At 42.0% G+C, this 20,728-nt stretch carries 23 protein-coding genes and 1 pseudogene; 9 read left to right on the plus strand and 15 right to left on the minus strand.

Annotated elements, in window-relative coordinates:
* Positions 1-296: 296 nt before the first annotated feature.
* Entirely contained in the window at positions 297-1,346 is a 1,050-nt protein-coding gene (locus tag ACFOJ8_RS05180) for a homocysteine S-methyltransferase family protein (protein WP_380652543.1), read from the plus strand.
* A 173-nt stretch (positions 1,347-1,519) separates the two neighbouring features.
* Here ACFOJ8_RS05180 and ACFOJ8_RS05185 read toward each other — a convergent pair whose 3' ends face one another.
* Positions 1,520-2,263, minus strand: coding sequence for a glucose 1-dehydrogenase (locus ACFOJ8_RS05185; RefSeq protein ID WP_380652541.1), 744 nt, complete (start codon positions 2,261-2,263; stop codon positions 1,520-1,522).
* A gap of 215 nt (positions 2,264-2,478) precedes the next feature.
* Positions 2,479-3,657: a M24 family metallopeptidase gene (locus tag ACFOJ8_RS05190; RefSeq protein WP_380652539.1), complete on the minus strand. Its 1,179-nt coding sequence runs from the start codon at positions 3,655-3,657 to the stop codon at positions 2,479-2,481.
* Positions 3,658-3,834: 177 nt separating this feature from the next.
* Between ACFOJ8_RS05190 and ACFOJ8_RS05195 the strand changes: the two genes are divergently transcribed.
* Positions 3,835-5,514: a glutathione ABC transporter substrate-binding protein gene (locus tag ACFOJ8_RS05195; RefSeq protein ID WP_380652537.1), complete on the plus strand. Its 1,680-nt coding sequence runs from the start codon at positions 3,835-3,837 to the stop codon at positions 5,512-5,514.
* Positions 5,515-5,603: 89 nt separating this feature from the next.
* Here ACFOJ8_RS05195 and ACFOJ8_RS05200 read toward each other — a convergent pair whose 3' ends face one another.
* The 6 genes from ACFOJ8_RS05200 to ACFOJ8_RS05225 all read right to left on the minus strand — a co-directional run bounded on the left by ACFOJ8_RS05200 (position 5,604) and on the right by ACFOJ8_RS05225 (position 8,628).
* Positions 5,604-6,053, minus strand: a complete 450-nt coding sequence (locus tag ACFOJ8_RS05200) for a GNAT family N-acetyltransferase (RefSeq protein WP_380652535.1) — start codon at positions 6,051-6,053, stop codon at positions 5,604-5,606.
* 105 nt (positions 6,054-6,158) lie between these two features.
* Positions 6,159-6,386 (minus strand): hypothetical protein, encoded by a 228-nt coding sequence (locus ACFOJ8_RS05205; RefSeq protein WP_380652533.1) that lies wholly within the window; start codon positions 6,384-6,386, stop codon positions 6,159-6,161.
* A gap of 138 nt (positions 6,387-6,524) precedes the next feature.
* Positions 6,525-7,013 carry a GNAT family N-acetyltransferase gene (locus tag ACFOJ8_RS05210; RefSeq protein WP_380652531.1) on the minus strand — a complete coding sequence of 163 codons (489 nt, stop codon included), beginning with the start codon at positions 7,011-7,013 and terminating at the stop codon, positions 6,525-6,527.
* Positions 7,010-7,534, minus strand: coding sequence for a GNAT family N-acetyltransferase (locus ACFOJ8_RS05215; protein WP_380652529.1), 525 nt, complete (start codon positions 7,532-7,534; stop codon positions 7,010-7,012). Before ACFOJ8_RS05215 ends, ACFOJ8_RS05210 begins: the two co-directional genes overlap by 4 nt.
* 85 nt (positions 7,535-7,619) lie before the next feature.
* Positions 7,620-8,018, minus strand: a complete 399-nt coding sequence (locus ACFOJ8_RS05220) for an NUDIX hydrolase (RefSeq protein WP_380652527.1) — start codon at positions 8,016-8,018, stop codon at positions 7,620-7,622.
* 82 nt (positions 8,019-8,100) lie between these two features.
* Positions 8,101-8,628: a GNAT family N-acetyltransferase gene (locus ACFOJ8_RS05225; protein WP_380652524.1), complete on the minus strand. Its 528-nt coding sequence runs from the start codon at positions 8,626-8,628 to the stop codon at positions 8,101-8,103.
* 158 nt (positions 8,629-8,786) lie between these two features.
* Between ACFOJ8_RS05225 and ACFOJ8_RS05230 the strand changes: the two genes are divergently transcribed.
* Positions 8,787-9,230, plus strand: a complete 444-nt coding sequence (locus ACFOJ8_RS05230; RefSeq protein ID WP_380652521.1) for a GNAT family N-acetyltransferase — start codon at positions 8,787-8,789, stop codon at positions 9,228-9,230.
* 241 nt (positions 9,231-9,471) lie between these two features.
* On the opposite strand, the gene ACFOJ8_RS05235 is transcribed toward ACFOJ8_RS05230, so the two are convergent.
* The 4 genes and pseudogenes from ACFOJ8_RS05235 to ACFOJ8_RS05250 form a co-directional block, all read right to left on the minus strand.
* Positions 9,472-10,425, minus strand: a complete 954-nt coding sequence (locus ACFOJ8_RS05235; RefSeq protein WP_380652518.1) for a VOC family protein — start codon at positions 10,423-10,425, stop codon at positions 9,472-9,474.
* 24 nt (positions 10,426-10,449) lie between these two features.
* Positions 10,450-10,854, minus strand: a complete 405-nt coding sequence (locus ACFOJ8_RS05240) for a DoxX family protein (protein WP_380652516.1) — start codon at positions 10,852-10,854, stop codon at positions 10,450-10,452.
* Between the two features lie 83 nt (positions 10,855-10,937).
* Positions 10,938-12,042 (minus strand): annotated as a pseudogene (locus ACFOJ8_RS05245) (MFS transporter).
* 80 nt (positions 12,043-12,122) lie between these two features.
* Positions 12,123-12,941, minus strand: coding sequence for a MerR family transcriptional regulator (locus ACFOJ8_RS05250; RefSeq protein ID WP_380652513.1), 819 nt, complete (start codon positions 12,939-12,941; stop codon positions 12,123-12,125).
* A gap of 266 nt (positions 12,942-13,207) precedes the next feature.
* Between ACFOJ8_RS05250 and ACFOJ8_RS05255 the strand changes: the two genes are divergently transcribed.
* From ACFOJ8_RS05255 to ACFOJ8_RS05265, 3 genes are read left to right on the plus strand one after another with little or no spacing between them, the layout of a single operon-like run.
* Positions 13,208-13,723 carry a DUF402 domain-containing protein gene (locus ACFOJ8_RS05255; protein ID WP_380652511.1) on the plus strand — a complete coding sequence of 172 codons (516 nt, stop codon included), beginning with the start codon at positions 13,208-13,210 and terminating at the stop codon, positions 13,721-13,723.
* A gap of 24 nt (positions 13,724-13,747) precedes the next feature.
* Positions 13,748-14,104 carry a cupin domain-containing protein gene (locus ACFOJ8_RS05260; RefSeq protein ID WP_380652509.1) on the plus strand — a complete coding sequence of 119 codons (357 nt, stop codon included), beginning with the start codon at positions 13,748-13,750 and terminating at the stop codon, positions 14,102-14,104.
* Positions 14,105-14,149: 45 nt separating this feature from the next.
* Complete coding sequence (locus ACFOJ8_RS05265) at positions 14,150-14,731, plus strand: nucleotidyltransferase domain-containing protein (RefSeq protein WP_380652507.1); 582 nt, start codon at positions 14,150-14,152, stop codon at positions 14,729-14,731.
* Between the two features lie 73 nt (positions 14,732-14,804).
* Here the strand turns inward: ACFOJ8_RS05265 and ACFOJ8_RS05270 are convergent, their stop codons facing one another.
* Entirely contained in the window at positions 14,805-15,350 is a 546-nt protein-coding gene (locus ACFOJ8_RS05270) for a GrpB family protein (protein ID WP_380652504.1), read from the minus strand.
* 191 nt (positions 15,351-15,541) lie between these two features.
* Between ACFOJ8_RS05270 and ACFOJ8_RS05275 the strand changes: the two genes are divergently transcribed.
* Together ACFOJ8_RS05275 and ACFOJ8_RS05280 are read left to right on the plus strand one after the other, a co-directional pair.
* Positions 15,542-16,432 carry a YitT family protein gene (locus tag ACFOJ8_RS05275; RefSeq protein WP_380652500.1) on the plus strand — a complete coding sequence of 297 codons (891 nt, stop codon included), beginning with the start codon at positions 15,542-15,544 and terminating at the stop codon, positions 16,430-16,432.
* A gap of 132 nt (positions 16,433-16,564) precedes the next feature.
* Positions 16,565-17,200: an NAD(P)-dependent oxidoreductase gene (locus ACFOJ8_RS05280; RefSeq protein ID WP_380652499.1), complete on the plus strand. Its 636-nt coding sequence runs from the start codon at positions 16,565-16,567 to the stop codon at positions 17,198-17,200.
* 105 nt (positions 17,201-17,305) lie between these two features.
* Here the strand turns inward: ACFOJ8_RS05280 and ACFOJ8_RS05285 are convergent, their stop codons facing one another.
* Together ACFOJ8_RS05285 and ACFOJ8_RS05290 are read right to left on the minus strand one after the other, a co-directional pair.
* Positions 17,306-18,091, minus strand: a complete 786-nt coding sequence (locus tag ACFOJ8_RS05285) for an SDR family oxidoreductase (RefSeq protein WP_380652496.1) — start codon at positions 18,089-18,091, stop codon at positions 17,306-17,308.
* Positions 18,092-18,175: 84 nt separating this feature from the next.
* Positions 18,176-19,444: an OFA family MFS transporter gene (locus tag ACFOJ8_RS05290; RefSeq protein WP_380652493.1), complete on the minus strand. Its 1,269-nt coding sequence runs from the start codon at positions 19,442-19,444 to the stop codon at positions 18,176-18,178.
* A gap of 223 nt (positions 19,445-19,667) precedes the next feature.
* Here ACFOJ8_RS05290 and ACFOJ8_RS05295 point away from each other — a divergent pair, with 223 nt between their 5' ends.
* Entirely contained in the window at positions 19,668-20,441 is a 774-nt protein-coding gene (locus ACFOJ8_RS05295; protein WP_380652490.1) for an acetoin reductase, read from the plus strand.
* Positions 20,442-20,728: the final 287 nt, after the last annotated feature.

A 20,728-nucleotide genomic window follows, 5' to 3' on the forward strand; every position in this document is an offset into this window, starting at 1 on the left:
TTACAGAACAACAATCTTAAGGTCAATTTTGTTTATTCTGCTTGTTAAATCAATTATACCTAAAATCTTCACCGACCTATTCCTAATATCAAATAACACTGCAGAAGCAAATTCTTAATCGTTTTACAAAGACATCTCAAACACTTAACGTTAGGTTATAGTCTTACACTATATCCAACCATGAAATATCAGTATTATTTTACACTATGCATATCATGATAGACTTACCTTAATCAAAAAAGATAAGGTTATTGAAGTTTTCAAACCTTCTCTTTAATTATAAGGAGGCAATTCATATGAAGCGTAATTTAGAAGAGAGACTAAAAGCTGGACCAGTAATTGCAGGTGAAGGATATTTATTCGAATTAGAACGTAGAGGCTATTTGCAGGCAGGTTCTTTTGTACCCGAGGTGGCATTGGACAATCCGGAAGCACTCAAGCAGACGTACCGTGACTTTATGAATGCTGGTTCCGACGTGGTTCTGGCTTTCACTTATAACGCCCACAGGGAGAAAATGAGAATCATTGGTAAAGAAGAGCTGTTGGAACCTTTGAATAGAAATGCCATTAGGTTGGCAAAGGAAGTTGCAAAGGAGCATCCAGTAGAAGAAGCACTGGTCGCAGGCAATATCTCCAATACAAATCTTTTTAATCCGGATAACCCGGAATCCAAAGACCAGGTAAGAAGCATGTTCAAAGAGATGGTTCAATGGTGTAAAGAAGAGGAAGTGGACTACATCAACGGAGAAACCTTCTATTATCATGAAGAAGCAGTGATTGCCCTAGAAGAGATTCAAAAGCAAGAAATACCGGCTGTTATCACTTTGGGGCTCATGGGAGAAAACATATTAAGAGATGGCTTTACCGTTGAAGAGTCATGTAGAATACTTTCTGAGAAAGGTGCGCTGGTAGTGGGTATGAACTGCTTCCGTGGGCCAGACACCATGCAGCCCTATCTTGAAAAGATATGTGAAGTGGTGGGTGGCTATGTCGGCGGACTGCCGATTCCCTACCGCACTACAGAAGCACATCCGACTTTCTTCAATTTGCCAGACGGTGGGTGCAGCTGCCACCTGCCACTCGAAACAACCTTTCCCACTTCACTAGATCCACTCTATCATAACCGTTATGAGCTCGCTGAGTGGGCAAAGAAGGCACACGCTATTGGCGTAAACTATATCGGATTATGCTGTGGTGCCTCACCCGCCATGCTTCGATCTGTTGCCGAGGCTGTCGGAGTAGAAACCGTCAATTCAAAGTATTCTCCTGACATGGAAAAACACTTCCTGTTTGGCAAAGATGAAACACTGCAGAAACACAATCTGGACTATCGTACAAAAGCTTAGATTTCAGCTGTATTTTATTTATGTTACTAGCTTATACAGGCCTCAGAATAAAATAAAGGATATCAAAATAATTCTATAAAAAGACACGTATGATACACTCATTCAACATATCATACGTGTCTTTTAAGTTTTAACATTGATACTTTCACTAGAACTAATGCCACATAGTCACTTTACATCTGCTGTATCAAACCACCATCTGCAACAAATTCTGTTCCTGTAGAATAGCTTGACTCGTCGGAAGCCAGGTACAATACTAGATTGGAAATCTCTTCTGGCTCGGCCATACGACTAAGTGGAATTTTCTCTTCCAACGCCTTTACCATTTCTCTTACATCTTCTTGCTCTGTCATTGGTGTGCGTATTGTACCTGGATGTACTGAGTTGACCCGAATACCATGTGGAGCAAATTCTACCGCGGCAGCTTTCGTAAGTCCCCTGACTGCGAATTTGGATGCAATATAAGCACTCGTATTCGCACTGCCCACCATACCAGAAATAGAAGATATATTGACAATAGATCCGTTATTGGCTTTTTTCATCGATGGTAAAACATACTTCATACCTAGAAAAACACCATCTTGGTTTATCATACTTGTCTTGCGAAAGTCTTCCAACGTGGTGTCTTCAATTGATTTAGATACGACAATACCTGCATTATTTACCAGTATATTGATTGGTCCGAATGCGCTCTCTGTCTCTTCAACTAACTTCATCCAGTTGTTTTCATCGGTAACATCAAGTTCAATAAACATTGCATTATCCCCAAGTTCCTCAGCCGTCTTTTTCCCATCAGAAACTCCTAGATCGGCAATGACTACTTTGGCGCCCTCGTTAACGAAAAGTTTCGCGTGAACTTTACCCATACCACCAGCTCCGCCTGTAATCACTGCAATCTTACCCTCTAATCTCGCCATTTACAAAACCCCTTTTGTAGTAAATTGTTTATTAAGTTGTAACTTTATCTTACATGAATCAACTTTTCTATTCAATGTAAGCGCATTCAATTAAAGGTTCACTTTTTAGATTTTTCGAGTAAGCACTTGAATAGTATCTCCTTGAAACATTGATCTAATCAATTACTTTCTGACCTATCTCACAGAATCAGATAGTATGATTTTCTCTATCACCATTAACAAATCAGAGCTTCAATATTCCTCGGGTAGTAAGTGAGCATCTCCATGCCGGTTTCTGTAATTAATACCGTATCCGAATGTCTGAATCCACCTAGTTTTTCTACGTATATCCCTGGTTCCACTGTGACCACCATGCCCGCTTCCATTACTGTTTCATCGCCGAGATCAAAAAATGGTGCTTCATGTCCGAGCAATCCAATGTTATGGCCTGTGTGGTGTTTCGTAAGGTGTGTGACACCCGCTTCTTTAAAATAATTCTGCACTTCTTGTTCAACAGATGCGTAAGTTTTACCAGGCTTTATCGCACTAAATGCCACTTCTTGCGCTTCATACATATGCTTGAAGTACTTCTCTTGATCTCTAGTATACTCCTCGACAAACATCACACGCTCCAGTTCACTATTGTAGCCAAACACACTGGAGAGGGCTGCTGTGACCAGAGTATCTCCTTTTTTAAACTTCTTGTTTTGGGTTACTGCATGAGGGAAAGCCGATTCTTCTCCGATCTGCCCTCTGTAGAATGCTGATGTCGGTGTCCCATGCGGAGTATAATCCGGACCTAGTGTCTCCACCATTGCGATCGTTGCTTCCATGGATGCTTTATTTGTCACTTCAATTTCTGAAAGCCCGGCGGCTGTATACTTCTGTAGCAGACTATGCGCCAGGTTCCCCCACCTACAGGATTCTTTTATCAATTCAATCTCGTTATCAGATTTTATGTATCTCATCTCTTCAACTGATCCATATAGTGAAACAAATGATTTCGAATCGATCAATTCATCCAAGGTTGGTCCTCTGTATCCCATTGGGGAACCGTATCCCATTGAGTCGTATCCAATGCTTTTATTTGAAAAATCATTGTTCTCGAGCGTATCTTTCAAATGCAACATGGGGTGCTTCAATCCTGGATACTCAGGATAAGAAAAAACGCCATCGATTACACTATAATACTCCGCATGTTCGTGTTCGAGGGCCGGTACAAATAGATTATATCCACCCTTCGGATCAACGAACAAACACATTGGTCGTTCAGTCGGATGGAAATGAAATCCGGTTAAATAGAAAATATTGGTGGGTGAAAAAATAATACTACACTCACAGTTCGCATGCCTCATCTTTGTTTTAAAGTCTTCTTGCCTTTTTTTGTATTCATACTTAGGTATTGAAAGCAACATATCGTATTCTCCTTCTTGTTTTTAATACTCAAAAACTGACTCATCTAATTCAATACTAGGATTAATAAGAACTCATGTCAAATAAATATCAGAATATTCCATATTGAAAGAATAATTAGACTACGGTATGATATGACTTATATGCAGTCTAGGTAACCACTAAAAAGGAGGGACTGAATGACACAGTCTTGGAGAATAATTTTAATAGGCGTAATGTTAGTTGTTCTATCTGCTTGTACAAACGATGGTGATGTCACAGAGGGGATAGAAGGCAATAGTGAAGGAGACGAGACAGCAACTGAAGGAGATATTACGTTGGCTTTTCCAACTGATATCGTTTCTATGGACGCGCATGGCAGCAATGATACCCCTTCAGAGCAACTACGCAATACTCTTTATGAGGGATTAGTCACTCAAGATGAGAATTTGGAGATTACTCCAGTACTCGCAACAGAATGGGAACAAATCGACGACGTCACTTGGGAGTTTACGCTCCGCGAAGATGTAACATTCCACGATGGGTCAACGTTTAACGCGGAAGTTGTTGAAGCCAACCTAGATCGTCTACAAGACGCCGCAGTCGCTTCTCCAAGAAACTTTGTTCTGAATATGATAGAAGAAGTGAATGTCGTTGACGACTATACAGTGGAACTTATCACTGAATATCCGTTCGCCCCTTTACTTAATAACCTGACACACGGTGCAGGTAAAATGATGAGCAAGGAATTGATCGATTCAGATTATCAAAATGCTCTTGATGAAGCAGGTATTGATATGACTCTCGATGAATACAAAGAAGCACGGGAAGATGGTGGACAAGAATACGAAGACGCCTCTGAGAACATTTCTGAGTATGTCGGCACTTTGATTGAGCAAGGCCCCATCGGCACCAACTACATGAAATTTGACAGCCGGTCTCCTGGTGAAAGCACTAGGATTGTTGCGAACGAAGAATATTGGGATGGTCCGCCTTCCTTAAGTTCTGCAACTTATAAAGCAGTTTCTGAAACAGGGTCCAGAATTGCTGAAATAGAAACAGGCGCCTCTAATTTTATTCAAAGGGTCGAGTCTAGCAACATCGACCGCATTGAAAATAATCCCGATGTAACTCTGACGAGAACAGATGCACTAGCCATTGATTTTATCGGTTTTAACACTGAAAAAGCGCCATTTGACGATGTCAGAGTGCGACAAGCCGTTACGCTCGCCTTTGATAATCAAGCAGTGTTTGAAGGAGTCTTCAATAATTCTGGAACTCCAGCTGTAGCAGCATTGGCACCCAATACACTCGGGTATGACGAAAATCTCGAGCCTTTAGGTTATGATATGGATCGTGCAAAAACACTGTTGACGGAAGCCGGCTATGAAGATGGCTTCGATATGACACTTATGGTCAATGAAGATAATCCGGAAAGATTGAACATGTCTATTTGGTTGCAAGAATCTCTTGAAGAACTGAGTATCAACGTTAATATCCGACAGATTGAATGGGGCACTTATCTCGAAATGACAGGCAACGGAGAACACGATATGTTCGTAATGGGATGGTCCAACTCAACAGCAGATCCAGAAGAACTCCTGACTACACTATTCCACTCTGATATGGTCGGTGCACAAGGTAATCGCTCCTTCTTTAAAAATGATGATTTCGACCAGCTACTCGATGAAGGCAGACGAGAATTTGATACCGATGCACGTGAGCAAATTTACATGGATGCACAAGAATTGCTCGTCGAAGAAGCACCGGCAATTTTTGTTAGGCACTCAGAGTACCTTAATGCATATCACAACAGCATAGATAATCTTGAGATTGGTTGGGATGATCTTTATGATATGCGGAATGTAGAAGTCGAGTAGCGTTATAAACAATTAAATCGCTGTATCTAAACGCACATTTTTCACTCATGGCGTATTTAGATACAGCGATTTTTGTTTCTATTCTTTGTTTAATGCGTAAGGTCGTATTCATAGATCAACTCACCTGCAGGATCATACTCCTCTGTGAATCTGAAGCCCAACTTCTCATATAACTGCTTCGCAAAGTGATTATCTGGTGTAAAACTGAGATAGACTGTTCGAACATCATATTTATTTGTAACTATTTCTATGAGTTGCTGGATAGCTGCCGTGCCAAACCCCTTCCTCTGATGGTTATCATCTATGATTATTCTATCTATCCAAACATCTGGATTTTCACCGAATGCACCATACATAGCGAAGCCTACTATATCATCGTCAGAATAAATCGATACTGGACGCCACTCTTTATGGAGCTCCGCTTCTTCTAGACACTCATCTACTGTTTCTATAAAATCCCTCTGATGCGCCTTCACCTGTATTTTTCTCACATGATTCAGGTTATTCTCATCTATTGCTCTTATTGTTATATGACTCATATCTTATCACCTATTATATCTGGGGATATCTAGTTTAGGATTTCGAAACCAATACTCGTACATTAACCGTTAAATGTATTATTCTTCACCCATACGCGTACTATTTCACTTCTCTGGCGCCAAAATCGTCCTTTGTACCACCCCAGGACCCATGGACACATTATGCTCTATCAAGATGTAGGTCTGTCCATCAATCAAGAACCTGCCCTTATCTTTATACTCCACCTGTCTTCCCTGTGCAGAGAGTTCTTGTTCTACTGCCTTCATATACGCATTATGGTCACTGTACCTGTCATCCAACTCAAGAATAATGCGCCCAGTCCTATCTCCCACCAACCATTTTTAGCCGAAGATACCGAGACCAACCGCAATTACTATAATCGCCAGTTCCACGTAATTTTCCCCTTTGCCATCTAGTCGTTACTCCCACAAAAGAACATATATAGTTGGTTTCTGTCCAATCAAATGTGCTTACAACTTAATCTCCATCATTAGCTGTACGCCATACTCTGTAATCACTTCATCCGCTATTTCAAACCCTTGTTTCTCCCACATCTTTATTGCTGGCTTATTATCTTCGACGACACTGAGTCTTACCTTTTGTATATTCTTTGTTTTAATATAAGCAGAAGTTTGGTCATACACCAGTTGTCCAATCCCTTGATTTCTATGCGTCTGATCAATGACCAGATAGCCGATCATGCAGGTCGATGTTTCCGGGTAATTGAATAGAATATCCAAAAAACCGATCATGCGCTGCTCCTGATAGATTACGTACACTTTCTTGTTTTCAATATCCACACCTGGTGGAACGTCCAAAAGGAATTCGGCCTCTACTTCTTCAAAAGAAGGAGCTTCGTTAATATACTCTGTAAAATAGGCTGTGTTTTTCATTATAAAGTTGTAGAAAGAATCAAAATCTCTTTCTTTGTTGAATAGGCTCAAGTCAAAGTGTGTCACTCAGTTGTCTCCTCCAGCTTCAATTGATACATTATCGTTCCATTACTCGGTCCAAACTGTTCTTCAGACTCATCAGAGTCGATCTCTTTAAAATCCAGTTTCTTAAGCATATTTCTGGCTCTTGTATTTTTCTCGTGTGTTTCAGCATTGAAAGTTATGATTCCAAGATCTTTATGAGCGATATCCATCGCATGTCGCACGACCTTTGGTCCGATTCCTTTTCCCCATAGCATGCGCTCTCCTATTGCGATTCCCAACTCCGCTATATCTTTATCCAAGAGTGCTATATCGATATACCCGATTAACTTCCCTTTCACTTCTATTCCTTTTCGACTGAAAGTCTTGTCTCTATTGTCGACTTGATTACTCCACCATTGGCGCAACTCTACTTCACTTCTATCTAAGGCCCACCCATTAGCGTGACAGAATGCCTTATCTTTGGTCCATTTCAGCACATTTGGAAAATCTGAATGATACAACGGTCTTAGGGAAATATCACTTAATTTTAGATAAGTATTCATTTGGCCACTCTCCTTGGTTTTATACAACAACTAAAGCTTCAAGACACATTTCTCCTAGATTAAGCAACACTCAAAACTGCACATCTTAGCTATACAAGTCCTGAATTTTTAGCGCCACTGATGTTGGCCTGACGTCAATGGAGGACAGTTTCTCTATATCAACCCACATCGGTATATACTTCCCTCTGTTCCTCCTAGGATTACTGTACTCCTCTCCTTGGCCAGAACCAAACATGCCCTCGAGGATTTCAGCCAAGAAAAAGTACTGGGCGCCGTCGAAGTCTACTTCTGCGACACACTCGCCGATTTTCACTTCCACACCCAATTCTTCAAACGTCTCTCTCTTTGCCGCGTCTTCTGGTGTTTCTCCCGTTTCGATCCCTCCACCAGGAAACACATAGTAGACAGATCCATTTCTGATCCTCTTTATCAGTGTAACCTTGTTTCCACTCTCAACTATGACCACCGCACTTCTATTCCGCATTGGTCTCACTGTTGTTTCGAATGGTACTTACTTGCAAGTATAAATTTAAATTTTCCATATATACCTATCCCTTCGGTTTTATTTAAGTCCGTATTTGTTCAAGAACTTCTTTTACGTCTTTCCAGACATAGATTGACTCGTTAAGTGTCTTACCACCCACTTCAATCTGAATAGTCTCGACTAAACATGCACCATAATATTCGTAAAAGAAACGTGTGTTGTTTTCTTCAAGAACTTCCACAAAAACCTTATTGTAATTTTCTTGATTAAAGTACTGAAATAGCATACCTAATAGCTTTTTTCCAACACCTTTTCCTTGATAGCTGTCCAAAAGATAGATGGAAGTTAAGTCAATTGAGTTCTGTTCAAAATTGTTTTCTCTTTTCCAAGCATCAGCAAATCCTACAATTTGTTCTTCTGAGTTTTCAGCTACTAGGACATAGTTATTTTTCCTTCCTATGTTCTTTTGCCACAAATCTTTGCGTTGCTCATAAGATAAGTTGCTTAAGTATTCGTCAGGGACAATTCCTTTGTAAGTTGTCCTCCAACTATCTACATGGACTTTCGCAATTCCACTAGCATCGGCCATTGTTGCTTCTCTAATCCACATGAAATCACCTACTTTTCTGAAAAGTTAATTAAAATTAGTTATAATTATAATATACCAAATAATTACAAAGCGAAGAACAAAGAAATAGTAAAGAAACGACTTTGTCAAAAAGCACAAATGAGAGTACGTTTTGAACTAACTTTTTATGGAGGCTATCCATGTCGTCACACGTTAAAATTTTAAAAGAAAATGATTTACCAACCCTAAAGGCGCTAATGCCCCTTTACAAAGATTTAGGATATCCAATCACAATGAAAAAGTTGAGAGAGCTACTTGCTAAAATAATTGAGCATGAAGATTATACGTTCTTACTTCTAATCAAGGAGGACGAAATAGTAGGATTTAGTGGTTTATGTAAAATGATGTTTTATGAAAAAGAAGATCACTACATGAGAATATTAGCTTTTGTCATCAAATCAGAATATCAGAATCAAGGATTGGGCAGAATATTATTGAGAGAATCAGAAGAGCTTGCAAAGGAAAAAGGGTGTTGCGCAATAATTTTAAATAGTGGTAATAGGGAAGAAAGAAACATTGCACACAAATTTTATGTAGGTAATGGTTACCAAATTAAAACCTCGGGTTTCTTAAAGTTACTTTAAAATTAAAGCAGGAAGATAAGTTCTATCATTGACAAAAACCCTATTCTTTCTTATGAAACAATGTGTTTGTTCTTACGTCAGCCGTTAGAGTCGAGTAAATTCTATACAGTTCTAGAAATGCAAAAATGGTCCGGTTAGGAATAACCGGACCATTTATATCTATATTTGAGACAAAACATTGTCGAATTGAAAAAGCGTTAGAACTACCCATGTTAACTGGTCTTACACTTTCGTATTACATCTATTCACTTTTCATAATCAGTTTCAGTTCAACTCCAGCTGGATCTTCTACCGTCAGTGTTTCGTTGTCCTCTTCGAACTCGAAATCCCCTTCGGTGAGTCCGGCTTTCGCTTCCTGATATTCATCTTCGGTCAAGTGGAAGGTGAAGCGCTTCAGTCCCAGAGTATTTTCTGAAGGCTCTGGTATATCTGTCCCCATCCACGTATTCATTCCGATGTGGTGATGATACGCATCTTTTGACACAAACAGCATATGACTGTCTTGTGCGACTATATCAAAGCCTAGCGCATCCACATAAAATGCTTCCGAGGCTTCAAGGTCCGATGCCTGAAGATGCATATGACCGATTCTTGTACCGTTGGCCAACCCATTCCACTTGGCATCCCCGATTTCTGCAAAAAGGTTTTCCAGATCGAGTTGATCCGTCGCACCAACGTATCCGCCGTTGTCATCACGTACCCATTCTGCTGAGTCCCGATCTGTATAGATTTCGATGCCATTGCCGTCCGGATCGGCCAAGTAGAGGGCTTCGCTGTATTGATGGTCGGAAGCGCCCTGCAACGGATATTCAGATGCCATCAGATGCTGAATGGACAGAGCGAGATCCTGCCGCGTCGGTACCAGAACTGCTAAATGGTATAGGCCTGTGGTTCTCGGAGAACGCGCTTCAAAGTTGTCGTCATGTGTCAGGATCAGCTGCGGTGACGTGCCGTCAGCGGTAAGTTCGACTGTGTTGTCGTTTTGCTTTAAAATACTGAAATCGATCAAATCCTCATAGAACTGGGCAGATTCGTCCAAATCTGACACCTGCAGCTCGACATAGCCGAGTCTTGGTTCCTGGTCTTCAGCGTAGACAGCCATGTTGTTTTCCTCGCTCCTTGTATTTATAAAAAAGAAGATGGATATCGCAAGCGCTACAAGTACGATAATCATTATTATTTTAGTTGTATTCATCCGAGCATCACCTATAATGCTTCTTTATTTGGCAGTTCCATTATTTTTTGCTTTAAAAACCACTTGATCCAGTGCATACAGTCTGCTTCCGCCAAGCACCAAGTAGATCGAGATGGCTAGCAGTGCCAAGTCGTAAGCGTAACCGCCAACAAAACCTGCTGCAAGTTGAACTGTGATGATTGCACCGAGCAGCAACAAGACAAAGAGTGCGCCTACGATACGGACGCCGAGTCCAAGAATTAAAAGGATGCCACCGAGCACTTCAAGTCCACCGACACCATATGCTAAGAATTCAGGCAGGCCGATACTACCAAACCATTTGGCAGTATTGCCGATCCTACCTTGGAATTTTTCAATACCATGTGCCAAAAAGATGAGACCTGCGACGACACGCAGTATGAGTGCGCCGATTTCTGTTCTGTTATTCATTGTAATTCTCCTTAAATATTTTATACAAAACAGTCAAACCATCCTATGTATCTACACAGGGTGCTTCTTTAAAACGGATGGTTCTAATGCAAGCCCTTATCTGTCGCATTGGGAAGTACGCGCTGTCTTCTTTTCACTACATATCCAACATAGGCGACCAGGAATACGCCGTAGATGAGTGCTGTGAAGATGAAGATGGGCTGGTAGGACCCAGCTGCCGCAATCAGCCCAAGAAGGAATGATCCGCCACCGATGCCAAGGTCGAAGAAGTTGAAGAATGAAGCCATCGCATCTTCATGTTCTCCGACTAGATTGATACACCATGTTTGGATTGCCGGGAAAATAGCACCGAAACCAAATCCGTACAGAAGTGCTGCTGAGAATATCATGATGTCATTGGACGCCGTATAAAGCAGAAGCATCCCCCCCTGCTGACAAAAAGGAGCCAGGTATCAGAATAACAGCTGACCATAATTATCAAACAATCTGCCTGAAACCAGACGGACAATAAAGCTTGCTGTGGCAATCAATAGGAAGAACAACCCGACATGGTTGAATTCTTTCTCCAGTGCATAAAGAGAAAAGAATGACATGATACCACCAGCAGCGATACCGACGAGGAGAATAAGGAGCGCAGGTACCAGTACACGTTTCTCCACCAGTTTGAATGTCACTTCTGCGTGACGATCTCTTTCTTTACCTTCAGGTGCACGCTTAATAAATATTGCCATCAATACCGCTTGATATCGCAACTGTTTCTCCGACACCGAAATATCCAATGCCCTCACCCCTGCGTTCTTTCGGAATGATCTCTGCAGCCAGTGTGGCGAAGTATGTGGTTACTAGACCGAAGCCCGCACCGTGAATCAGCCGTATGACCAGCAACGCGGGCATACTTTGGGCAAGATAATAGGCACCCGTCGATAGAGCGATGACAGTAAGCCCTAGAATGAGCAGAAGTTTTTTGTCAAACTTCGCTGCGAACAGTCCAGCAAATGGGCGTATCAGAATCGCTGAAACCATGAAAATACCTGTAACGAGACCGACTTGGCTCGGTCCACCCCCAATATTCGTAACAAATAGAGGAAGCGTCGGCAAAAGCATCTCGAAAATCATGAATACAAGTGCATTGGATACCATGACGAAAATAAATGTCCATGACCAAATTTTATTATTAGAGTTTTCCATTTCTTTCTCCTTTATGACCTTGATTAAGATTAGCTGAGACCAATCACCATCAAATAATAAACCCTCCTGTTAGAGGAGGGTCAATGATTAATTGGAATTTGTATTTCCGTAAGGTGATTTTCTTTTGAATTGGAGATGTAATGGTCAATAATGGTACGTTCAATGGAGTCACCCATGACCTGTAATCCATTATCCTCTATATAATCGAGCAGGATGTTGTAGTAGAAATGGGAGTGTGTATGATCGCCTCTGAAATAAATACATGCATACTTTCCTGCTGGCAAAGTCGCTGTCAGCGGTCCTGAAACATCTTCTTCTTCAACCAGTATGAAAATCGAGTTGTATTCATTGAAGTCCTGCTGGTTCACTTTATCGCTTTCTATAGTAAGCCCCACACCGCCGATATAGATTGAAGAGTGTCGGTTTGCCAGGTTCTCCAATTGTCTCAGTGATATTTCCAACTCAGGCTCAGAACTGATCTTCTCCATCAATCTGATCACTTTTCGCTCTGACACCTCTTTGAGGAACGGCATGCCGAGTTCCGTTATTTTTTGAGCCGTCTTGATATCTTCTATGCGATTTTTGAATCTGAGATTTACACGTTGCAGCTCTTCTATCTTTGCCTCGGTCAACTTCTGCTGTTTCTCTAGCAGTTCCAAAAAACCTTCAATATCCCGGTGATCCTGGTGACTTTTGATTTCTTTTAAGCTAAAACCGAGCTCTTTTAAATACTGGATGGTGTTAAGCTGTTCGAACTGGTCGGTTGTATAATACCTGTATCCACTTTTCGATTCCACATAATCCGGCTTCAATACCCCCACCTTATCGTAATAGTGGAGCGTTTTTACTGTCGTGTTATGGAGTTTCGCCATCTCTCCAATCGAGAACTTGTTTTTCACCTTGATTCCTCCTGTGACATCTACTTTTGATCTTATGATTAGTCACCTTAGCATACTATATATTTGAGGTCTTAGAACACTCAATGATGTTTATAAGTGCCGAAACAGAAGGACACTTAATATTAAAACTACAACTCGCCCATTTCCTTTACGACAGCTGGAACGTAGCCGCTTTTGGTATAATCTTTTTATACGGACAAACTGTAAGAATGATCGGTTGCACTGGATGGTTATGCGCTATTCGACTCAAGGAAGGAGAGCAGATAATGATGTCACTAGAGACAACAACCATTTCCGCTTTTAAATATGATGGTAGCCTGCATTACTCATGGGATGCCGATATTATAGAAAAAACGGAAGACTATTTACTAGTCAAAGGAAGAGCTGGCAGGCAGCTGCGTCATTACACAAAGAAGCAAACGTACATTTGTCCTACACCCTCCCTGGAATTCTTCTCGCTCAAAGAAGGATTCACAGTAAATATCGACATTCATCCTGATGGTGACTTGGAATACTACTGCAACATTGCTCTGCCATCGGAATACAAAAATGGACAGATCCACTTTGTAGATCTGGATGTCGATTTCGTAAAGATGCCTGATGCGGATTGGAAGTTGATGGATTACGATGAATTTAAGAGCAACAGCCAGCTTTTCAACTACCCGGATCATATTCTCAGTTTTGTTAACCAATCCATCGAAGCGTTGGAAGAAAAAATTAAAACACGTGTTTTTCCGTTTGATGGATTTTTCGCTGACTACATTTTGCATATCAGATCATGATAAGGAATAAAAAAGGAGAGAAACATGAAAATACATAGTTTCAGAAAGTCTCAAGGACAGAAGGTTACGCATTATAACTCGAACTTTATCCTATCAAAGATTGTAAAGACAGAAGCAATGGCTCAAATCGGTTGCTTCTACCTAGAGGCTGGCGATGTAGTTGGAGCCCATGAAGCCGCCGTCCCGCAAATGCTACTCGTTGTTTCGGGAAAGGGATGTGTACAAGGGCATGAATCAAAAGATGTACTCATCGAGGCAGGAGATGCTGTTTTCTGGAGTAAAGGCGAAAGACACAAGACATACACGGATACCGGAATGACAGCAATCGTTATCGAATCGCCAGAGATGGCCCCCTCTCACTATATGTCTCTGAAAGGTTAATTACGTATCAAAATCTAATTATCACATGAAGTGGAGGTGAATACTTTGAGTTTCAGTCTCTCCTACGCTGTTGATCGGTGGATGAACGGATTCAAAGGAAGGTGGTGCATCGCAGACGGATGGGCAATCGATTTGTTCCTGGAGAAGGAAACGAGGGTGCATAGTGATATTGAAGTCATGGTTTTCCGTGATGATCAGAAGCTGTTGGAGAAACATTTCAGCGATTGGCACATCAGCAAAGTCGAAGATGGCAAGCTAGTGACATGGAAAGGTGAATATTTGAAAAAGCCCACTCACGAGTTGCATGCTACGCACAAAACAACTGAATGGAAAATCGAGATGCTTCTCAATGAGGAAGATGAAGAGAATTGGGTGTTCAGAAGGGAGAAGCGAATCAGAAAGCCTCTAGCCGAAATCGTTCATCTCTCTCGCAGTGGCTTGCCCTACCTAAGTCTGGAAGTTGTCCTACTGTATAAGGCAAAGTCGGTTAACAAAAAAGATATACATGATTTTAATAAAGCCGTTTGCGCTGTGAGTCATACGCAAAGAGCGTGGTTGCAGGATGCGCTCTATGTTCATCTGCCGAAGCACACTTGGTTGGAGCAGTTGGAGCGTTGCAACGATTAACTATAAAACCACTACTCTGTCTATCCATCGAGATGATGCAGATATCTCTCAAAAAGTACTGCAGATGCAGTTTCTATTCCATTTGTTTTCTGCCCACTTTCTCCAATGCTTTGACGAATGCATTTTTGCCAGCGATATACGCCGCCATATCTTCTGGGAACCGGTCGGCAAGATCTGCTTTCAAATTGCCATATGACTCAGCTGCCGCCTTATTTGCTCTCAAGTAGTTACGTACAGCCAGGTGCCGGTTGATGTCTGTGCTGTTATTCATTCCGAAAACGTGCACATGATGTGTTCTTTTCGGGTTCCCTTTCCTGAAGTACCGCCTACCCGGTATACCATACTCACCAAGTCCTCGATAGCCCAGTTCTTCCATCTGTCGATTAAAGGCATCGACCGCTTCTATCTCCTTCACGACTGGCATCATATCGATGATCGGTTTGGCTTTGAGTCCTGGTACTGAAGTACTGCCAATATGGTGGATATCGATAATCTCTCTACCGAAGATACCTCTAATTTTTTCTGCTTCCGCCTCGAACATTCGAATCCATTCTGTACTATAATCCTGTACCTCCATTCTCATAATGACGTACTCCTCCTTTACTTTTCTACGTATCATATTTCATCTTCTTCCTTATAGCATACCAGGAAAACTCTTACTAGAAAAAACGCACTTATCCCTTCTGCCCCAAGGGTTCTAAAATGAATTATCTTTCTATTAGGACTATATTCAAATGGGTTGAAATTTGTTACCTCTGCCCTTATCATGAATCAGCGGTATTCAAACGATTAATAAGGAGGGTTATTGAAATGATAAAAAGAGGGCTTAAAAAAATCAATTTTGAAAATATCAAAATACTTGTAACACCGAGAATTACGCTTCAGACACTGCTCAACATTGCAGCTGTCATCCTCGGGGCTTTCCTATTCTCGATCGGGGTCAATCAATTCATGATTCCAGGGAACCTTGGAGATGGTGGTGTGTCAGGTCTGGCCATCATCATACTGTATGCGTTCGATATTTCTCCAGCCATTTCCACACTTGTATTGAACGGCATCCTGCTCATCATCGGATTCAAGTTTCTGTCAAGACGCGGCATGTACTATACGATATTTGCCGTCATCATGATGTCTATATTCCTCGGCCTTACAGATACGCTAGTCATAGAAACGGACGAAATCATGCTCAATGTCATTTTCGGTGGCCTCTTCCTTGGTCTCGGTAATGGTCTCGTCATCCGTATTGGCGCAACTACGGCTGGATCGGCCATACTTGGACGAATCGTTCACAAATATACGGATATAAAAATTGCCAATGCCATCCTCGCTTTCGATCTTATGGTCATCACCCTCGGTCTTACTGTACTGACAATCGAGCAAGTACTGTTGACGGTCGTAGCAATGTATATCAACGTCAAAGTCATGGACTTCATGATCGAAGGTATGAACCCAAAGAAAGCCATTACCATCGTCTCACAGCATCCTGAAGTCCTCGGTAAGCTGATCAATAGTGAAATCGGTCGCGGAGTGACGATGTTGAACGGTAAGGGGTTCTATTCCAGAGAAGAAAACGACATCCTCTACGTCGTCATCAATAAATCCAGATTGACCCGACTGAAGCGTCTGATCAAAAAATATGATGAGGATGCCTTTGTTGTCGTCAACGATGTGAACAGTGTCCTCGGTAACTCAGTGGGATAAGTCCGTTCATTCACTTACGTTCTGCCTCTTGCTTTGAGCAAGAGGCAGAACTTTTTATATCTCTAAGCATAAATCGGGCAGATCCGTTTGCACCGTGTTAATATGATCGTATTAATCCCTGGAGGGATATACATGAAAATTGGAATCATTGGTGCAACAGGTCAGGCAGGTAATCTTATTCTAAAGGAAGCAGTAGATCGCAGACATGAAGTTACCGCAATCGTAAGGGACGCCTCAAAACTTCAGGCAACGGATGTCAATGTTGTCGAAAAATCTATCTACGATTTATCATCACAGGATTTGGATGCACTTGATGTTGTCGTCAATGCTTTTGGTGCCCCAATTGGAGAAGAGCAATCCCACGTTGATGCAGGACATGCTTTGATCGAAGCGCTTAAAGGTACAGATACAAAAGCAGTTATCGTCGGCGGTGCGGGCAGCTTGTTCGTTGATGAAGAGAAGACTCTCAGAGTTGCTGATACAGAGGATTTCCCAGAAGCTTTCATACCGACAGCGACTGGGCAAGACCGCAATCTGAAGGAACTTCAGGAAACGTCTGATATCACATGGACCTTCATCAGCCCTTCAGCTGATTTTGATGCCGAAGGTAAAAGAACGGGTAGTTATGAAAGTGGTAAAGATCATCTTCTTATAAATTCCGAAGGTGAAAGTTATATCAGCTACGCCGACTACGCGATTGCGGTATTGGATGAAATTGAAAATCCAAAACACGTCAACGAAAGATTCACTGTTGTCGGAGAAAAATAGTAACGCCACCAGGCGATCGCCTCTATTGGATATTTAAAACTATATAAAAAACTGGCCACGATATCAAATCGCGGCCAGTTTTTTTATTCAAGTGAGTATCGGGCACTATATCTCGATATCCCAGTTTTCCTTTTCCTCTTTGCGCATATTCTCTGCTGTATCCTCGGGATATGCGGTGCGGAACTTATGGTGATCCATTGGAATGATTTCAACCATCTTATCGATCATCAGCTGAGGGTCATTTTGCTGATCGAGTCCCTGCTCACTCTCTTTTAGATTCTCGATGGAAGTATGGTGTTTCTCGGGATTGAACCACTCCCATTTTTCTTCTACTGCACGTTTGTTGAATCCAGTCTCGAATGGACCTGGATTGATAGTAGCCACTTGTACATTGAATTCTTCCATCTCTTGTCTCATCGATTTGGCAATGGCCTCAAGTGCGTGCTTGGAAGACGCATAAAGTCCCTTGTAAGCCGCAGCCATAGTTCCCGCCATGGAAGACATGAAAATGATTTTCCCCTGTTTCCTTTCGACAAACTGTCTAGCTGCGATACGTGCAGTTTCAAGCGTGCTGAAAACGTTCACTTCGAACAGCTGGCGCAGTGCCGACATCGGGACTTCCCATATCGGGCCCCCTTCATTGACTGCTGCATCCGCAACAAATACATCATACTCGTATCGCTTCATGCGCTCACGGTCATCCGGATTTGTAATATCCATTTTGAAGATCTCGATCTCTACACCAGCCGCTTCTGCTGCCTCCATTAATCCCGTCTTCTGCGGATGGTTCTCTACAGAAGCAATCACTTTATGACCATTCTTGGCAAGTCCAATTGCTGTACCTTTCGCCAGTCCGGAACCAGCGCCCGTAATCATAATCGTCTTACTCATTTTATAGCTGTCTCCTTTATCGTTAATGATAATCTACTCTTCCCGTCTCAGATTCTCATAAACGTCGAAGGCTACAGCATGCAGTCAGCTGGTGACGAGTGTCTTCTCTTGCTCCATTGCTTCACTTGACAACTCCACTTTTCCAGGTTTAACAACAAATATACTGATCAACATTGCGACACCAAAGAGTGCCATGATGACAAACAGCAGGACGTTATAGGATCCTGTCTGATCAAGCACGAATGTCGCAAGCTGGTTGCCAGTCAGTCCGGCAATCGCCCAAGCGGATAGTGCCAGACCATGAACAGTCGAAATGGCATGGAGTCCGAAACGGTCTGCAAGCAGGGGTGGCAAGGAGGAAAATCCCCCACCGTAACCTGCGTTTACGATGCACAAAAGGGCAATGATGAGGAATGTCATGAGTGCACCGTTACCATCCAGTAGCAGTGGCAACAGAATCGCTGTGATGGATAACAAAAAGATGAGCTTGTAAATTGCGTTGCGATCTTTTAACTGATCACCGAGTGCCGAGAACATAAGTCTGCCACCTGCATTGAAAATGGCAGTCAGCGAACTGACCAAACCGACTGCACCGAATCCGATGAACACTAGTATGCCCTTCTCTTGTGAGATTAAGGCGAGCCCACACGTAATATTCAAGTAGAACATCAGCCAGATGCCAATGAATGTTCTATTTTTTAGTACTTCTATGTAGTTGAACTTTTGGCCCTGTACAACAGCTTCAGTATAGCCTGCTGGTTTTTGGATCAATAGATGTCCAATTACCATCATCACCATATAGATGCCTGCCAGTATATAAAACATGATATAGATATTCTCAGGGCTAATAAGCACTCCTTCAGAGTCCCTGGCCCCAAGGAGTTTACCAATCAGCGGACTTGCGATTACTTTCGCCAAACCGAATCCAAGAACTGCAAGACCTGTCGCAAGACCTTTTTGTTCCTTGAACCAAAGCATCAATGTCTTTACTGGTGTCAGATAACCGATACCGAGACCAACGCCCATAATGACACCGTAGGATATATATACGCCGACCAACGACTGTTGGACGATGGAGAATCCTGTACCTGCCATGCCAGAAACAAAAAATACTGCCGCAAGCAATGATGATTTCTGAATATCCCTCTCTACAAATTTACCACCAAAAGCAGCAGACATACCAAGGACAAAGATGGCGATACTGAATGCCCATTCCACATCCCCGACATCCTGGCCCATGTAGGCGGCGATATCACCTTTAAAGAGTGACCAGCAATAGACTGTTCCGATACTGCAGTGAATCAGTAGCGCAGGAAGCACAGCACGCATCCACTTGTTTTCAAACCTGTTCATAAAATAAATCCTCCACTTCTAATCCTTAAAATACGAACGATAAATAGAATAATAACATAAATGTACGTTAGTAAAACATTTATATTATATTTATTATATTTTATATCCATTATAGTTCTATTATACGAATTTTAATTATTTTTCAGATTATTCCTTAATTTAACAGTTTAAACATTCAATTACGGGTAAAGAGGAAGTGGATCAAATTTGAAAGGATGAGTAGATGAATAAAGTTGCAGTCGTTACAGGCTCCGGTGCCGGTCTTGGTAAGGGTATCGCGTTACAGCTCGCAAAGGATGGATTCAAAGTCGTCCTGCAGGACATTAATCAAGATACGTTGAAATCGACCGAGGAAGAATTTAAAAACGATGGGTACGAGGTTACATCCATAGCTGGAGATGTATCAAAACGCGATAGTCATACCGAATTCGTTAAAGCAGCAGTCGATCACTTTGGTCAGCTTGATGTATACGTCAATAACGCAGGGATAGATATCGTCGCCCCATTCATTGAAACGACGGAAGAACAGATGAATAAGATTTTTGCCATCAACGTCAATGGTGTCATGTTCGGCACACAAGCCGCTGCCAGACAATTCATGGATCAGGGCACCAAAGGTAAAGTTCTGAATGCCTGCAGTATCGCAGGGCATGAATCCTACGAAATGCTCGGTGCCTACTCTGCAACCAAGCATGCGGTGAAATCTCTGACACACTCCGCTTCTAAGGAATTTGCAAAAGAGAATATTACAGTAAATGCCTATTGTCCAGGTGTTGCGAAGACCGAAATGTGGGATCGCATCGATGCAGAGATGGTCAGATACAATGACGATATGGAACCTGGAGATGCATTTGAGGAATTCTCCAGTGCCATCTCGCTCGGCCGATACCAGGAGCCGCAAGATGTTGCCAACCTCGTTAGTTTCCTTGCATCGGATCAAGCAGACTACATTACAGGTCAGGCGATTGTCACAGACGGCGGACTGGTATATAGGTAGAATGCAAAAGTATTGGCATCTAATCATACGTTTTCCTACTGCTGGTTTGGAGATACTCTCCACTCCAGCAGTTTTTAATATAATTCACTAATCCACACGAAATCCAAGGAATAATTGTATCTACTTCTAGTAAAATAAGTATCATTCGTAAGATTTCTGCATTCAATAGAACATATGTTCGTGTTATAATGTGAATACGTTCGGGTGACACTTGAACATGGGAGAGTGAAGCACTTTGCGGAGCAGGACACTGTAGCCTAACCCTCCTATGATATTGGAGGTCAGAT

Source organism: Salinicoccus sesuvii (assembly GCF_042648145.1).
Classification (GTDB): domain Bacteria; phylum Bacillota; class Bacilli; order Staphylococcales; family Salinicoccaceae; genus Salinicoccus; species Salinicoccus sesuvii.